General features: G+C 66.7%; 3 protein-coding genes. All 3 read right to left on the bottom strand.

Annotated features, from left to right (window positions below):
* Positions 1-367: 367 nt before the first annotated feature.
* Entirely contained in the window at positions 368-13114 is a 12747-nt protein-coding gene (locus ACTRWB_RS07470; RefSeq protein ID WP_446902030.1) for a filamentous haemagglutinin family protein, read from the bottom strand.
* Positions 13115-13425: 311 nt separating this feature from the next.
* Entirely contained in the window at positions 13426-15666 is a 2241-nt protein-coding gene (locus tag ACTRWB_RS07465) for a tetratricopeptide repeat protein (protein ID WP_446901451.1), read from the bottom strand.
* A complete protein-coding gene (locus ACTRWB_RS07460; protein WP_446901450.1) occupies positions 15663-17906 on the bottom strand; it encodes a tetratricopeptide repeat protein in 2244 nt (747 codons plus the stop codon). Before ACTRWB_RS07460 ends, ACTRWB_RS07465 begins: the two co-directional genes overlap by 4 nt.
* Positions 17907-17925 lie beyond the last annotated feature (19 nt).

Genomic DNA, 17925 nt, shown 5'->3' with positions numbered 1-17925 from the left:
GGCACCATTGCGATACAACGCTCTCGACGAGAGGCCACGCGACGAACCGGCCCTTCGCACCGCCCCAGGCAGATCCCCCTTCCGCGCCCTCCGGTTCGCCTGCCCGACTGCCCTGGCCCGCGTAACCGAGTAACCGAGTAACGCGGGCATCAAGTTGCACGTCAAGCCGTTCGATTCCGGACAGTCTCTGGTCGGGATTTTCCGGGTATGCAGACCTGCGCCAGCGGGAAAGGAATCCGGCTGTATCGACAAGCCATTGGACAGACAAACCACGCGCGTCCCGGGCAATGGTTAAAAAAAATGCCCCGACCTTCCAAGGCGGGGCATTCTCTTCCGGTTCGATTCTATCGATACCGATGCAGCCTGATCAGAACCTGTTCAGTTTCGCGAGCTCTTCCTTGCTGAGCAGCGTCCGCTGCGTCGACCCGGCCGCTCCAAATCCCAACAGCGAAACCGAATTCGACGAATCGTAGCCAACCTGTTCCGACTTGCGTCGCTTCGACCCGCCATCCGGACCGTTATCGCCAAAGCCTTCGACCTGCACGCTGATCGTCCAGCGACGCGGAGCCACGCCCGATGCATTGTTCTTCGCGATATCCTGCGCGGCCTGACTCGCGGCCGATGCCGCGGAACTCGCCGCCGTCAGCGCTCCCGTGTTCACGGCTTGCACGAGCGGAATACCGGTTGCCTTGCCCGTCACCTGGATGTTGTCCGCGTTCACGACACGCAACGCTGCCACGTTCAGGTTGCCCGCGCGAATACCCGCGTCACCCGCATCGACGGTCCCTCGCGGCGCGATCAGATTGACCGTGCCTTTCGGCGCACCCGGTATGCTTTGAAGCGTCGCGATACCCGCGCCCGTCACCTGCCCGCGCGAATCGACCGTGCAGTAATGGTTTGCATCGCATACATACTGCGGCGCCGGCGTATCGGCCGACGTCTTCGCGCCCTTGCCCGCGTTGATGTCGCCGTTCGAACTCCAGATCGTCATGTCACCGCCCTGCTCGGTGAAGATCCGGCTCTGCGCGAGCAGCACGCTCTGGTCCGTGAAGATATCGACGTTGCCCTTCTCGAGCGTCAGGATCCCCATCGTGCCGGGGCCCGCCACCACGTTCCCGTTGGCGTCCACGATCTGCGGCGGCGCCGTCGTGCTGCCGACGAGCGCTTGCCCGCCCGGCCCGAGGATCGTCACGTCGCCACCTTGCTGCGTCTGGATCGTCGTGCTGCGGATATCGAGGTTGCCCGTGCCGACCTGCTTGTTCGCGCCATTCGAACCACCACCCAGATTGTTCGCCGTATAGCCGAACGAAGCCGGGAACAGCGTATTGATCGCCTGGTAACCTCTCGCGTACTGGCCGTTGTATTGGCTCGCGGGGTCGTTGAAGTCCGCACCAACCTGCGCAAGCACGCCGAACAACACCTTTTCCGCGAAGAGCTGCTGTACGTAAGACGGCAACGCCTGGAATTGCTTCCACGCGTCGTCGGCCGTCAACCGGCCGACCTTGGCCAGCGCGGCGTCCTTGTCCGCCTGCAATCCCGTATCGACGCCGAGCCCCGCGTCGTACTGCTCCATGAACGCGATCAACGCGGGCGTCGCGCTCGGCACGCCGGCAACCGAGCTGCCCGGCGCGATATAGGTCGAGACGAACCCCGGTAGATCGACACCGGGGCCCACGCCAAACAGCACGTTAACGTTCGCGCTCTCGTGCGGCAGGTTCGGGTTGTTCGCGTTACCGACTGCATCGATACCGGTGAACGGGTGCGCGACTCCACCCGTGTTGGCTTTCTGGTTATACAACTCGGCTTGGCTCGTCAGCGGGCCGATATTGCGTCCGGCCTGAATATCAAACCAACCCGGCCCGCCAAGCGACAGAACCGGAACTGCGCCGCCTCCAAGGAACGGAATCGGCGTGTCGTAGATGTCCCTCCCTGCGACGACGCGCGTCACATCGGAGCTTCGCAGATTCTGCCCCCAGAACGCCAGGTTCACGATGTCCAGCCCGGCCTGCACGAGCGCCGGCTTGTCGATCGACAGCGTGACGAGACTCCGGTAGAAGTCGTCACTATTGCCGGGAGTATCGACGGTGCCATTGACGATGCTTCCGTTCAGACTGTAAAGGCGCGCGGGCTGCAAATCGTCGCCATGAAGCGCATTTTGCGCATGTGCGGCGAGCGTCGTATTCGTCAACGCCGGAATGGTTACCTTCAGTTGCGGGTTTGTCGGCGAAGGCATCTGCGATGGATCGGCGTCGGACAAACCGAACGTATCGGGCAATGCGGCGTCAGTTCGCTTGGCCGATACATTGGAAAGGGTCACCGATTGGTCCGCGATCAAATTCAACTGACCCACAGCCGACGGATAGAGAACCCCGCCGGACTGCATATCAATCGCACCGTCGAACGCAGTCAGATTCATGCTGGCGGGCAACACGCCGTTCGCACCGGTCAACATGCCACCGGGTGTACCAAGCCGGACGTCGCCGGTCGTGGATAGCACATTGACCGCGGAAGTCGACGAATAACCCTGGTTGTCAGCATACTGGCCGTAATCGAAAAGACGGACTACTGCAGTCGGCTGCCCGCCGCTCTGCGCATAGCTGCTCGAATAAGACGGATTCAGTACCGCGCCAATATCCACGCCCTGCCGCGCGGTAACGTCGAATATTCCGTCCTGCGTTGCAAGCACCGTCGACACGTCAATCGGAGCCACGCCAATTTGCCGAGATGCCACGGAAATATCCGACCCGATCCTTCCGCCAGCCGATATCGTCCCCGTTCCCTTCGCCACGAAGTAGTCGCCGCTCAGAATGTCGCCGCCCGCTCGCACCGTCAGATTTCCGCCGCCGACGGTGACGGGCTTGCTGTTTCCGTTCAGGTACCACGTGGTCGGCAACGATACGGCCAGGTCCGAAATATTGCCGCCGGCAATGACCGAGACGTTGCCGCCGACGCTCATCACGCCCTGGTCGAACGCACCGAAATCGATCGAGGTCCGGGTCAGCGGAGCGAGGATGGCAACGTTACTCGCGGTTGTCCCCGGGGTAATCTGCATCCACTGCCACCAGTACTGGCTGATGCTGTTCCCGGCGCCGCCGGTCACCGCACCTGTTGCATCGGTCACGTTCTGGACACCGTTGATATCGCCCTGCACACGGATCGATATGTCGCCGGCCGAATCAGGATTCACGGTCGGCGTAACCAGGATGTCTTGCATGCCCGGGCCGCCCTTCATAACTGCCGTCGGAATACCCAACGCAGGCGAACCCTGCGCAGGCGCACCCGCCGTATATACCACCCCAGGCGCGGTCGTATCCGCCAGCGTGAAATCGTTGCCCGCGGCAATGTCGATCGATCCGGTGCCGGTACGAATCGTCGTCGGCTGAAGCAATGTCAGCCCCTTCGAATCGACGTAGGCCGTGTGCTGGCTCAGCGTCACGTCACCGGCAGGCGCGCCGCCGGCGTTGAATGCGGCAACAGGTTGCACGGCAAGCGGATTGGCACTGGCCAGGTCCGCGCCGGCGATGATGCGATAGGACGAGCTTTGTCCGCCCAACAGTGCGGCGAAACTGATCGGCAACGGATTGTCGGCAGTCGCAACGTTGGCCGGCAGGTTGCCGGCCAATGCACCGATATTCACGCCGGCGAACGGAATCGACGTCGGTGCCGTCGGCGCGAAGAAGAAGCTGTAAACACCTTGCGGCTGCAGCAGAGGGCTGTTCAGCGGCTTTGTACCGGACACCTTGTTAAGGTAGTTGTTGTACAGGGCAATATATTGTCCGTAATCGCCGGCACTCGTCGGCAGACTCGGTGCCGTCGGCGTTCCGAACTTGGGGGTCACGGTCGTGCCGTTTCGGACCAGCCCGACGATGGAAACATTGGTGTAGCCGTTCAACCAGCTTCCGGGGCCAAAGTACGCTGCTGCATAGTCCGCGTAAGACGCGTATTTCGACAGGACGGGTGCCGGCGTATGCAACGGGCTGTAAGGCAGGATGTGCGACGTGTACAGACCGCTGGCCCAATCGCCGTAATACACGCCCCACGAATTCGCGTACTGAAGATAGTTGGAATAGTACTGGGCCGCCTGGTTCGTCAGCGGAGCGCCCAGTGGCACGTTCGGGTCGTACAACGGGTTCTGCGGGCTGCTGGAGAACGATGCCAGCGACTGCGCCGCCCCGGTATAGAACTGGACCGTTATCGACGCGGGGTTATCAACCGACAGCAGGTTGTTGTACAGCGTCAGCGCGCCCGCGTAGGTTCCGCCGGCTGAAGCACTCCCCGTCGCCCCCAGAATCGTCGCCACCTGGCTCTGGAAAAATCCATCGGTAATACTCGCTTCCGCATCGAAATTGTTCGTCGCCCGGAACGTCAGCATCGGCGCGACCGTCCCGTTGTAGCGATATGAAGGCACGATCGTCCCGCTGTTGTTCGGCAGACCCGCACCGAGATTCCAGTTCGACAGGATCGAGATGTTGCCGCCGTTGATCGCCGTGCCCGGGTTGTCGAACTCGATACCAGGCGCGACCCGGAAATTCGCGATGTTCGCCGTCGATCCCTGCAGCTTCGGCCCATTGGCGCCGAGCCCGCCCTGAATGAATCCCATCAGCGTGCCGGGCGTCATCGACAACGTGCCGTCGCTCGCCTTGACGATCTGTCCGCCGTAGTAATTCTGATGATCGGCGTTCGCGGTCGTCGGTACGAAGTACGCGCTGTTCATCCCCGGGAAGCCGATCGACGTGACGCCGTTGTACAGCGACGCCAGATCAGCCTGGCTGCCCGTCAGCACCACCTGCGCGCCCGTCGCGTTGTTCTTCAGCGTGCCGCCGCCGTCACCGTTCGCGTCCGGCATGAACGTGAAGGTCGGCGGATTGGTACCTTGCGCGGTGAACGTGCCGGCCAGCAAATGCCCGTTGCTGTCGTACCAGCCCGCCGGATCGACGATGCCGTCGAAGTGCCGTGCGCCAGACGTCGCGTCGGTCGTGCTCCACACCGCGTAGGCCTCGAGCGTGGTCGCACGGGAACCGACGATGCCCTTGCCGCTGTTGAACGCGTTCGGCAACTGGACATCGACGCTGCCGTCCGCAAGCAGCGGCGCGCGGAAACTTACGGTGCCGCCCGACAATCCGCCGGCCATCCCGCCCGATACGTCGATCAGCGCATTCGCGCCGACCCGGATCAACCCCGAGCGCGACGGATCGATGTTCTCGTAACCGTAGGTCGCGTTGTACGGATTCGCAACGGTCGGATCGAATACCGCGCTCGTGCCGATGTTCACCTTGCCGCCGCGCTGCGTCGGATCGGAGCCGCGCGCGAGCAGCGTCCCCTCCAGGTCGACACCGCTACGCCCGTACAGGTCGATCTGCCCGCCCGACTTGCCCGATGCATCGATCGTCCCCAGCACGTTCACGTTGCCGTTCGCCGTATCCGACGCATTGCCCGCGCCGCCATCGGCCGTCAGCGACACCGAGCGTGCGGTCAGCGCATTGCCGGCCGACAGTGTCAGGTTGCCCGACTTCGTATGAACGGCAATCGACTGGTTCACGCCGCTCGATGCGAGCGTCTTCGCCATCGAATCGAGATCGGTCGCACCCGCCGTATCGAGCGACAGCGAGCCGCCGGCATAGCCGCTCGTCGCACCACCCTTGATCGCGCCGTTGAGATTCACGACTTGCTTCGGCGCCGACAGCGTCAGGCTGCCCGCCGCGCCGCCGCCTTTCGCACCCGAGAAATCGAGTGTCGCGCCCGGTTGCACATCGACCGTCCCCGCATCGGCGGTCAGGACGATCGAACCGGCCGGCGCGTATTGCGTCACGTCGAAGAACTGCTTCGACACGCCCGCAGAGCTGACGGTCGAGCCGCTGCCGATCGTCAGGTTGCCGGTGGTCGCCTCGAGGCTCACGTTGCCGGCAGGTGCGGCGATCATCGCGCCGTTGTCGGCGAGCGTGCCGCCAATGAAATGCCATGCGCCACCCACCGGCGTTTTCGTCAACGCGGTGCCCGCTGCGCCGTTCAGCGTCAACGCGCCGGTCGTCTTCACGGTCGCCGCGGAACTCGTATCGGCGAAATACACCGGTGCATTGAGCGTCACCGGCAGCGCGCCGAAATCGAACGTCCCCGTGCCTTGCCCGACGATGCCGCCACTCGCGGTCATGTTCGCCGACGAGAATCCGCTCAACGTCTTCGTGCCCGTGCCGAAGTCGATCTCCTTCGCGTTGACCGTCAGCGTGCCGTTGCCCGGCACGACCGTGCCGTTGGGCGCACCCGTCTCGTTCGTGAACGCGATCTGCTGCCCGTTCAGCGTCACGCGGCCGCCATCGCTCGTGAACGTGCCCGCGCTCAGGTCGACGCTCTTGCCGAACGTCGCGTTCACGTCGCCGACGAAACCCATCGCGCCATAGCTGCGCAACGAAACCAGATCCGCGTTGGCGAGCTGCGCAAGTCCTGCCTGATCGATCACGAAGCCCGGCAGGTTCGCAGCGGCCGCGCCAGTCGCATTGGTGAACGTGATCGCCGAACCGTCCGCCGTGATCGCCTTCGCCGACAGCACCGCGCTCGGGTCGACTTTCAGATTGCCCGACGAGTCGAGCATCAGCGCCTGGCCGCCCGACAGCGTCGCGCCTGCGCCAACCGTGAGCAGCCCCGTGCCGGTGCCGCCCGTGCGCGCGAGCGGCGCCATCGCGCCATTCGACACACGCAGCAGCGCGCCGTCGCCGGCGATCGTGATCGGTTGATCCTTCGCAGCCGGATAGTCGCCTGCCGCCACGATCGATGCGCCTGCGTCGACACGCAAGCCGTTTGCCGCGTTCGAATCCGTACCGCTCGCATCGGTCTTCGTCACGAGCAGGATTTCCGGGCCCTTCAGTGACGAGTTCCCGTCGTTCGACACCACCACGCTGTTCGCGATCGGCGTGATCGTCACACCCTTCGTCGTCGCGGCACGCGTGCCGCCGATCAGCAGACTGCCCGCATTGAGCGAATCGAGCGCATCACCGCCGATCTGCAGATAACCGGGCAGCGCCCCGCTGCCGTTGCCGGTGATCTGAATGTCCTGCGACGCGATGTCGACTTCGGCCGGTGCGCCGCCCGCACCCGCCGCCGCGTTCAGCGTCGCGCCGAGCGTGAGCGCCTTCGTCGCGGCCAGCACGAGCTGGCCGCCGTCCACCGGCAGCGGCGGTGTCACGTTGCCCTGTTTCGCGGCCTGCGCGGTGAAGAAGGTATTCGCGCCTTTCAGCGTGTACTGCGAGTACTGCTGCCACACCGCGCCCGACTGCACGTTGAAGAGCGTCGGCGTCGCGCTGCGCCCGCCCGTCACCGCATCGGCGAAGTACCCGGCCGTCATGACAGTGCCGTCCGGCAGCACCTGCGATGCGCCCGGCACGACGTTGCCTGTCGTCGCCGACACCGTCACGCGGTATGCGCCCGGCAGCGTCGCATACTTGCCCGGCAGCAGCGTGTAGTAGCCGGCCGCGAGTCCCGGCACGCCGGACAGGTAGACGGCCTTGCCGATCGCGTCGTTCATCCCGGCCTGGCCGACGCCGAGCGCCACGGTCTTGGTTGTCGGCGTACCGTTGCTGGCGATGTCCGGCTGCACTGTCTGCGCGAACAGCGGATCGTACGCAGCAACCGGCGATTGCGCGCCCGGCACGATTGCGTAGACGTTCCCGGCACCCGCATTGACCGGCACCGCCGTCGCACCCTTGCCGCTTGCATAACTCACGTTGTATTGCGACAGCACGTCGCGCGTGCCGCCCGTGCCCGGCACCCATTCGGCGGCCTGCAGGTCGCCGCCGCCGGACAGGTCGATCGTCGCGCCCTTGTTGAGCGCGACGCTGGTGCCGTTCACGCCGATGTACTTGGCGGGCGGCGCATTCAGATCGGAGCCCGTCGTGCCTGTAAGCGGGTTGAACTGCCATTCGACGCCGTCGATCGTCGTGCCATAAGGAATGATCGATCCGCCGTTCGAAACCGACGTCACGCTGCCGTTAGCGAACGTCACCGAATCGGTCGCGACAAGCGGCAGGTTGCTGAACTGCTGCTGCGTCGCGGCGCTCGTCGGATCGCCGACACCGAACACAAGCGTGCCCGACGGCGCGCGCACGGCGCCGCCCTGCATGATGTTCGTCGCGTCGACGAGCAGCGTGCCGCCCGCCGACAGCGGCGTGCCCGACGAGCCGGTCGTGCCGAACGTGACGGTGGTCGGCGCGGGCTTGCCGGTGGACGAATCGACCGGACCAACCGCATCGACGATAAAGGTGTTGCCGGTAGCCGGATACAGGCTCGCGGCGCTGAACGTCACATTGCCCGGCGTGTACAGCACGCCCGGCAGCAGCGCCTTGCCCGACTGCGTCACACTGGTCGAACTCAGTCGGATATCGCCGCTGCTCGCAAGATTCGCTTGACCGATGTTGTTCAGCTGGAACTGATTGCGCAGATCGACGAACGACGCGTTCACGTTCAGCGTTGCATCGGACAGCGTCGCGACCGGCGCGAATGCGGGCGTTGCCGAGGTCGCGGTCGGGCCCGCCAGCGCGACATAAGGCGCGTTGATCGTCACCGTCGTGCCGAGCGGACGGGCCGGTGGCCGCGCGAGCAGGTCCGCGAGCGCCGAACTGCCGCTAGCCGGTTTGGCCGGCGTCGACAGCAGCGTTGAAAGCTGATCCATCCCGATTGCCGCGATTCGTCCGGTATTCAGCGTCACCGATTCGGGTAACGTCAGATTCACGTCACCGGCAAACACGATCGGCGGCACCGCCACAGGAATCGGGGACGGTGTGCTGTCGCCCAGCACGAGATTCGCGATTCCCGAACCGCTCAGGCGATCGGCGGCAAACTGGATCACGCCGGTCGGCTGGCCGATCGGCTGCCCGGTGGTCGGATCGATCGCGGTCGAGAAATCCTGACCCTGCACAAGTCCGGCGGGAACGAGTGAACCGCCCTGCCGCACGACGAGCGCGGTCGCACCGGCCGCGCTACTGTTCTGATGCGGCAGGATCGTCAGCGTGCCGCCGCGCGCCTGCGACGCGCCACCGTGGCCGGCCAGCGTCCCGTCCGCGAAGAGGCCGTACGCGGCCGACAGCGTGATCGAACCGGCATCGCTCCACACGGGCTGCGACGCATAAGTGCCGTTCGCCTGCAGACGATCGAAGTTCGTCGATGTGCCCGACACGTCGATCGTCGAACCGGTTTGCGCAACCACGTAGCCTGAATCGCTCGACAGCGTAACCGACCCACCCGGCAACACCTTGCCGGCATTTGGCACGACTGTGGTTCCGCCAATCTTGACCGGCACGGCAAGCGGATCGGCAAGCCCGACACCCGATACGTCGAGCGTCGCATCGGACCCAAGCCAGACCGACCGGCTGTTGCTCGGCGTGAAGACATTCAATTGTCCCGGCTGTACATTCGCGCCGCCAGTATCCGCGCTCAACGTGATCGAACCGCCCGGAGCGACTACCGAACCGAGCACTGTGACCTGCTTTGGCGAGGCGAGTGCCACGCTCGCCCCGGCATCCGCATTGATCGATGCGCCGGACGACAGCGTGACCGCACCGGTCACCCCCGGATAGGACACCGCCATACCCGTCCCGTTTTGCCATGCCACTTCATTCCCGCCCGTCAACACCAGGCTGGTTGGCTGGCGGTGATACGCGTCCAACTGGCCGATCGTCGTCAGGCCCGCCGCCGTCAGATTTGCCCCCGAGCCTGTCTGCTGGAGTGTCAGCACATCAGGAATACGGTTCAGTTGCGTCAGCGCGACCGTTGCGCCCGGTGCGACGGTCGAGTCGTAGTACGCGTTCAGCACATACTTGCCGAAACCTTGTCGGGAAAAGAAGGACTCGGGCAGGTACACGTCCCAAGGAGACGCCGCAGCCTGCGCCCCTCCGATCCGGAAGCCGAGCGCCTGCAGCGTCAGCGTACCGCCACCGGAGAAGCCCTCGCTGAGGATCGAGCCGTTTATCGCGATCGTGCCGGCTGTCGGCTGCGCATTCGGCAGGATCGCGCCGCCGTCCCCCGTATCGCCGAACTGCGCGCCCCCGGCAGGCACCGCATAGGTCTTCAACGAAACGTTGCCGCCACGCCCGGCCGGTACGCCGTTCTGGAGCAACAGCTGGCCGTTCGCGAGCATTTCACCGCCGCCCGATACGTCGAGCACGCTTCCCGGTTGCAGCAGTACCGAGCCCGTCGTGTCGACGGCATTGCCGTTCACGGTGACCGATCCCTGCGTCGCCGACAGCGCAATGCTCCCGCCGTTGATGAACTGGCTGTTGCCGGGCGTCGTGCCAGGCGCGGCCTGCACGTCGTTGTTCACCCATTGGCCAGCCGCGCTGATCGCGCCCTGCGGCCCGACGACGACATTGCCCCCGCTCGTGATCGAAATCGAACCGGAGGGTGCGGACAGTCGCCCCGCGACATTCACGTCGGCACCGATCGCCGTGCTGTTGAGCGAGATCGACCCGCCCGGCTGCAGGTTCAATTGCGTACCCTGTGCGACCGTGATGCCCTTGCCCGCGTTCTTGTCCTCCGACACGTTCAGGTTCGCGAAACCGCCGTTGTTCAGCTTCGCAACCGGCACGACCTGAGTCGTCATCAAGTTGTTCGGATCGTTGGCGGCCAGCGACTGGTACGCGGTCTTGTCGAGCGGCGTACCGATCGAGAAGCCCGGCATCAGCGCGCCGAGTTGCGGCGCGTTGTCCTGCAGGATCGCGAAGCCCGAAATGCCGTTGAACGTGATCGTCGGGTTGGCGACGGTGTTCCACGTCATCCCGGCCAGCGTACCGCCGGCCAGCTTCGGATCGGCGCCGAGGTTGAACGTGCCGCCGGACGGCAGGCTGTTGCCCTGCATCTGCTTCGCGCCGCCGAACGCCTGCGCGCTGATGTCGCCGTCGAGCACCAGCGCTTGCGACGCGAACAGATCGAGCGTGCCCGCATTGCCGCCGACGATGTAGTCGGACTGGTACGTGCCGCCCGTCTGCAGCGGGTTGAACCAGGACTTCGTGACGCCCCAGCGCGGATGGCTTTCGACGAACTGCCCGGCGATGCCGACATAGCGGTCGTACGGGCTCGCCTGCCCGATCGGCACGATTGCACCATTGGCATCGACGAGCCGCGTCGTGTTGATCATCCCGCCGTTGAAATGCACATACCCGCCGTTCAGGTTCATCGACGAACCGGTCGCGGTCACCACCTCGTTGCCCGACAGCGTGATCGTGCCGCCGTTGGTCAGCAACTGATCGACGGTGCGCGGAATCAGGTTCACGTAACCCGACAGGTTCAGGATCGGGCTGCCGACCCACTGCACGCCGTCGCTGCGCGTGCCCGTCAACGTGCTGTCGACGACGACGCCCTTCAACCCGAACAGAAAGCTGTTGCGCAGCAGCGGCGAATCCGCCAGTTCGTTCTGGCCGATCCGGTCGACCGTTACGAGCGTCTGCGAGATCGGCACCTGCACGTTCGCGAGGCCCGACACGTCGATCGTCGCGCCATCGTCCACGTAGATCCGGCCCGGCACCGCGGTTTGACCCGGCACCTTGTTCGTCACGATCGACGGCGCATAAGCCGTCACCGATACGTTCGAGCCCGGCGCCTCGATCAATGAGCCGCCCTGGAACCACACGGAACCGGCCGTCATCGTGATGCCGCCCGGCGTGAACGTCGTGCCGGGTGTCGACGTCGCGATCTGGCCGTTGTTGTCCGGCAGTACCGTCGTTACCGAACCTGGTCCAAAACTCAGCAGGCCGGCACGGTTGACGTTGTCGACGCCGCTCAGGACCTGATTCGGATATGGAATGCCCAGCGGATTGTTCGACGCGTACTCGTCCGCCGTCGAAATCGTGATCGTGCCCGGCGTGTTCACGCTCGTCGTCACGCCGACCACACCGTTCTGCGCAACGCGGCTGCCGAGCAGGTTCACGTTGCCGCGCGCGGCTTGCACGATGCCCGTGTTCGTCAGCGTGCCGGCGGGTGTCACGTCGATCGATGCCCCGGTGACCGGATCGACCGCCACGATCTGCCCGCTCAACTCCGGCAGCAGGACTTGCGGGTTGCCCGTCGTCCCGGCTCCGTTCGGCCGCAGGCTCACCCCCACGCCCGCCGCGAGCACGACCTGCCCCGACGTCGCCGAAATGCTGCCGGCGTTCGTCACGTTCGGCGCCGCAACCAGCACGAAGCCGCCGTCGCTTGCCGTGCCGTTGGTGTGCGTCGTGATCGATGCGCCCTGCTCGATCGTGACGTCGCCCGGTGCCTGATACGTACCGGTCAGCAGCGCCTGATTACCGAGCCCCAGCACTTCGTTCGGCTTGCCCCCCGCCCCGACCGTCCCGTTCGAGCTCCCCGACTCCGGATAAGCCAGCCCACCGGTCGTCCCCGCCGGCAAACTCAAGAACTGCTGGTTGCTCGCGACGATACCCGCCGGCGTGGGCACCAACTGATTCTTCATATCGAGCAGGTTCAGCGACGACGCAACCAGCGAATGCACATTGACCTGCGACCCCGCACCGAACAGCACGCCATTCCGGTTGATCACATACACGGCCCCTTGCGCGGTGATGTTGCCGAGAATCTGGCTCGGCCGCCCGCTCGGGTCGTTGATCCGGTTCAGCACGGCCCAGTTGTTCGCGCCGTTCGTCTGCGTGCCGGCCGACTGGTCGAAGTTCAGCGTCGTCTGCCGGCCGACGTTCATCGTCTCCCACGTCAGCACCGCGTTCTGCCCGGTCTGCTTGACGTCGACGTTCACGTGCCCGTTCGCGTCGACGTTCTGCGTCGGCGCGTTCGCGTTGAACCACAGCACCGGATTGCTGGTGTCGCTCGTCGCGCCGGCCGCCACTTGCAACCCGCCCGGCGCGAGCCCGTTCGGCACGGTCGACGGCAGCTTCGCGGCCGCCGCGGCCGCGTTCTGCTGCGCGGCGATCTGCGCGGCAATCGCATGCGCGGCATAACCGAGGTTGCGGATCGACGGCTGGCTCGCCTGCTGCGCCTGCTGCGGCGACACGCCGAGATTCGGCATGCCCGGCGCGCCGCCGGCGCCGCCCGCACCGCCGCCCGATGCGCGCGCGGTCGCCGCGCCGAGGTTCATGATGCCGGCCGCCTGCGCGTGCGCGGACACGCCCGCCAGCAGCATCAGGGCCACGGCCCGGACCAGCGGCCGCAGTTCCGATTTCAGGACCGGGCGCGAACCCGTCGCGTCAGGTTGTCGTGCCGTGCGTGCGCGTGCTGCCATTCTTCACCCCGAATCCTATGAAATTGCGCTTGACGACGATCGCGCCGAAAGCGGCGCCGATCCGTTGTCGCGCTTCGTCGTTGCGCCCGGGCCCGAACCCGGACGCTGGAATCACAAGAACATACGAAGGCCCGATGGCAGCGGCGTGGCGGGTGTTACGGACCATTCCGGCCGCGCGTGAAAGGTCCGTAGCTTTTGTCACAGTCGGCCGGTCACGCCGTTTCGCGGTGCGCACGGATGCGGTCCGCCAATGCTTGCGCCACGCGTTCGACCAGCGCCGGCCAGTCGCCGGGCCGCTGCTGCCGGAACAACGTCGCGCCCGGATACCACGGGCTGTCGGCGCGTTCGAGCAGCCAGCGCCAGTCCGGCACGCGCGGCAGCAGCACCCACACGGGGCGCCCGAGCGCACCGGCCAGGTGCACGACCGACGTATCGACCGCGATCACGAGATCCAGCGCGTCGACGAGCGCGGCCGTTTCCGCGAAATCCTTCAGTTCCGCTTCGAACGACAGCACGCCGCTTGCCGCGAACGCTTCGGCATCGCGCATACGCACCCCGACCTGCACGCTCACGAAGGTCGCGTCGAGCGCAACGAGCGGCGCGAGCGCGGCGAACGTCATCGACCGGTTTTCGTCGTTGGCGTGATCCGGATTCCCCGACCACGCGAGCCCTACCCGCAAGCGTCGCGCCGGCGCGATCGCATCGAGCCGCTCGACCCACGCGGCGCCGCGCCGCGGGTCGGCACGCAGATACGGCACGTCGGCCGGTACCGTGTCGAGCGTCGTGCGGAACGCGAATGGCAGGCTCATCATCGGGCAATGAAGATCGAACGCCGGCGCAGGCTGCCCGTCGGCGACGATGCGACTCACGCCGCGCAGCGTGCCGAGCAGATCGGCCAGCGCGGCCGGTGCATCGATCAGGACGGTCGCGCCGCGCTCGTGCGCAAGGCTCGCGTAGCGGCAGAACTGCAATGTGTCGCCGAAACCCTGCTCCGCATGCAGCAGCAGCGTACGGCCCGCGAGCGGTTCGTCGCCCGTCCATTGCGGGCGGTCCGCATGACGCCGGTGCAGCATCACGTCGGCGGCATCCCAGCGCGCTTCGTGCTGCCGCCAGCCGGCATTGAAGTCGCCCATCACCAACCGGCAGAACGCCTCGGACCGACGCGCGACGCCGTGATTCGGATCACGCACGCAGGCAAGCGCGAAATCGGCAAGCGCGGCGTCGTAGTCGCCGAGCTGCTGGCGCGCGACCGCGCGGGTGTAGATCTCCTGCGCCGTCCGGCCTTGCGCGCCGGCCGCCGCCGCGTAACTCGCGAGCGCATCGTCGTAGCGGCCGAGCAGTTGCTGGGCGATCGCGCGATTGCACAGCACTTCCGCGTGCGGGCCGCGCGCTTCGAGCGCACGGTCGTAATGCGCGAGCGCTTCGTCGTACGCGCCGAACGCGCGCAGCGCGCCGGCCCGATTGCGCAGCGCGTCGAAATCCGCCGGCGCGCGTGCGAGGGCTTCGCCGTACGCGTGCGCGGCTTCCTCATGGCGCCGCAGCCCGAGCAGCGCGTTGCCGCGGCCGACCCACGCGCCGACGTTGTCGCGGTCGCGCGCAAGCAACCGGTCGCTGCGCTTCAGCAACTCGTCGCGCAGATGCAGCAGATCGAGCGCGACACAGCTCACGAACAGCAGTTGCGTATCGTCCGGCAGACGCGCGAGCGCTTCGTCGAGACACGCCAGCGCCTCGGCCGGGCGACCGAGCTCGATCAGCGTGTAGCCGCACGCATAGACGAGATCGGGCGTCTTGCCGCGCACGACCATCGCGAGCTGGAAGCAATGCAGTGCCTCGTCGCCGCGACCCAGCGCTCGCAATGCATGGCCGCGTTCGGCGAGCGCGGCCGGGTCGTCCGGATCGATCCGCAGCGCGCGCTCGATGCTGATCACCGCGTCGGCCGGCCGGCCGAGCGCGCGCAATGCCTCGCCGCGCCGGACCCACGTCAACGTGCGGCCCGGCTCGCGCGTCAGCGCGAGATCGTAGGCGCCGACCGCTTCGCCATGCCGGCCGAGCGCGTGCAGCGCGTCGCCGCGCGCCGCCTGCGCGGGCGCATGGCCGGGATCGCGCGCGAGCGCCTGTGCGGCCGCCTCGAGCGCTTCGCGATGACGGCCCGCGCCTGTCAGCGCCGCCGCATGATTCGCGAAATTCCACGGCTGGTTCAGCCCGGACCGCATCGACCGTGCGATCAGCGGCTCCGCGCGCGCGGGATCGCCGCGCTGAAGATGCACGAATCCGAGCAGATGCAGCGCCTCGACATGGTCGGGCATCATCGCCAGCACGCCCTCGTAAAGCTTGCCCGCCCCCGCGAAATCGCGCTGCTCGAGCCTTGCGCGCGCATTGCGCAGCGCATCGTCGACGGCGGCCCGCAGCGGCGCGGCACCCGCGCCATACGCCGGTGCCTGCGCCGTGCTCATCGCAGCGCTCCCGTCACCAGCGCCGGCAGTGCGTCGCGAATCCGCTCGACGACCGGCGCCCACTGGCCGCCCTCCGGCTGGCGGAACAGTCGCGCGCCCGGATACCACGGGCTGTCGTCGCGATCGAGCAGCCAACGGAAGTCGGGTGTGTGCGGCAGCATCACCGCAAGCGGCCGGCCAAGCGCGCCGGCCAGGTGCGCGACCGACGTGTCGACGCTGATCACCGCATCCATCGCATCGATCAGCGCGGCCGTTTCGGCGAAATCCGTCAGTTCGTCGCCGACGAAGCGGATCGCGCTCGTGTCGAGCGCCGCACGGTCCTCGTCGCGGATCACCTTCTGCAGGCTGATCCATTCGTAGCGGTCGTCGAGCAGCGGCAGCAGGTCGGCGAGCGTGATCGATCGGTTGCGGTCGTTCAGGTGCAGCGGGTTGCCGGCCCACACGAGGCCGATACGCGGCCGGTCGGCCGCGCCCAGGCGCGCACGCCAGCGCTCGACGCGCGCGGGATCGGCGCGCAGGTACGGCGCGCCCGCCGGTATCGACGACAGATCGGTGCGGAATTCGAGCGGCAGGCTCAGCAGCGGGCAATGCAGGTCGAACGGCGGCAGCGGATCACCGCGCGCGACGAGCACGTCGACACCGTCGAGCGTCGCGAACAGTGCCTTCAACTCGACGGGCGCCTCGAGCACGACGCGTGCGCCGAGCGCCTTCACGAGCGACACGTAACGACAGAACTGCAACGTGTCGCCGAGGCCCTGCTCCGGATACAGCAGGATCGTCTGCCCGTCGAGCGGCATCCCGTGCGTCCAGCGCGGCTGCGCGAAGTCGCGCCGGCTGCCGTCGAGTTGGCTGTCGCGCCAGCGCCATTCGTATTCGGCCCAGCCGGCCGCGAAGTCGCCGATCGACAGGCACAGGAACGCGCGCATGCAGTGCGCGTGCGCGTAGTCGGGATCGATGTCGATCGCTTCCGCATACGCGCGCAGCGCATCCTCGTGCCGCCGCAGCGCGGACAATGCGCTGCCGCGATGAAAATGCGCGAACTTGTCGCGCGGCGTCGCGACGATCACGCGCGCGAGATCGTCGAGCGCGTCGTCGTAACGATGCGTTTCGAGCCGGACGCGCGCACGCGTGAACGACGCGGGCGCGTAGTGCGGATCGATCGCCAGCGCACGGTCGCACATGTCGTGCGCGTCGTCGTGACGGTCGACCCGCATCAGCGCGCTCGCGTAGTTGCACAGCACGCCCGTGCTGCCCGGCTCGGCGTCGACCGCGCGCGCATAACTGTCGACCGCATCCGCATAACGGCCCAGGTGGCTCGCCGCATTACCGCGATTGGCGAGCGCGCGCGCATGGCGCGGATCGATCGCGATCGCACGGTCGCAACGCATCAGCGCCTCGTCGTGCCGACCAAGCTGTTCGAGCGCGACCGAACTGTTGAAGATCGCGTCGATGAACGCGGGGCTCGCCGCGATCGCCGCATTGAAATCCGCCAGTGCGTGTTCGGGGTCGTGCAGGTCGAGATACGCGACGCCGCGCAGGAACAATGCATCGGCACTGCCCGGCCGCAGCGCGAGCGCGTGGCCATAACTGTCCGCCGCGTCGCGATAGCGGCCGAGCTCACGCAGTGCGAGCCCGCGCCCGCGCATCGCGTCGAACGTGCGGCCCGCGAGCGCGATCGCGCGGTCGCAGTCGGCGAGCGCGTCATCGAAGCGGCCGAGCGCACGCAGCATGTCGCTGCGTTTCACATAACCGTCGGCGAAACCGGGCGTCAGTTCGAGCAGGCGATCGTAGACCGCGCGCGCCTCGTCGTACCGCGCGAGTTGCGCGAGCAGGCCGGCCCGCTGGAACAGCACGCGCTGATGCACCGGATTGATCGCGAGCGCCTCGTCGAGGCGCGCAAGCGCATCGTGCTCGCGCCCGAGCCCGGCCAGCACCGCCGAGTAGTTCGCCAGCGCGAGCGGCACCGGCTGGCGCTCGACCGAGCGCCGCATCAACGGCTCGGCATCGTCGAGCCGCCCCTGCTGGAAACGCACCGCACCGAGCAGGTGCAGCGCCTCCGGATGCTCGGGATCGAGCGCCAGCAGTTCCGCATACGCGTTCTCCGCATGCTGCAGCGCGCCCTCGTGATGCGCCTTGCGCGCACGCACGAGCAGCCGTTCGAGCTGCGCGGTATCGGGCGGACGGCAATCCGGCGCGACCGGCGCGCTCGCAAAGGACGTCCCTTCCCCGTTTGGTGTCATCGTGTGGCCCCCACTGGTC

The sequence above is a fragment of the Burkholderia sp. YIM B11467 genome (assembly GCF_052952715.1).
This window is presented reverse-complemented; position numbering and strand designations above follow the sequence as displayed.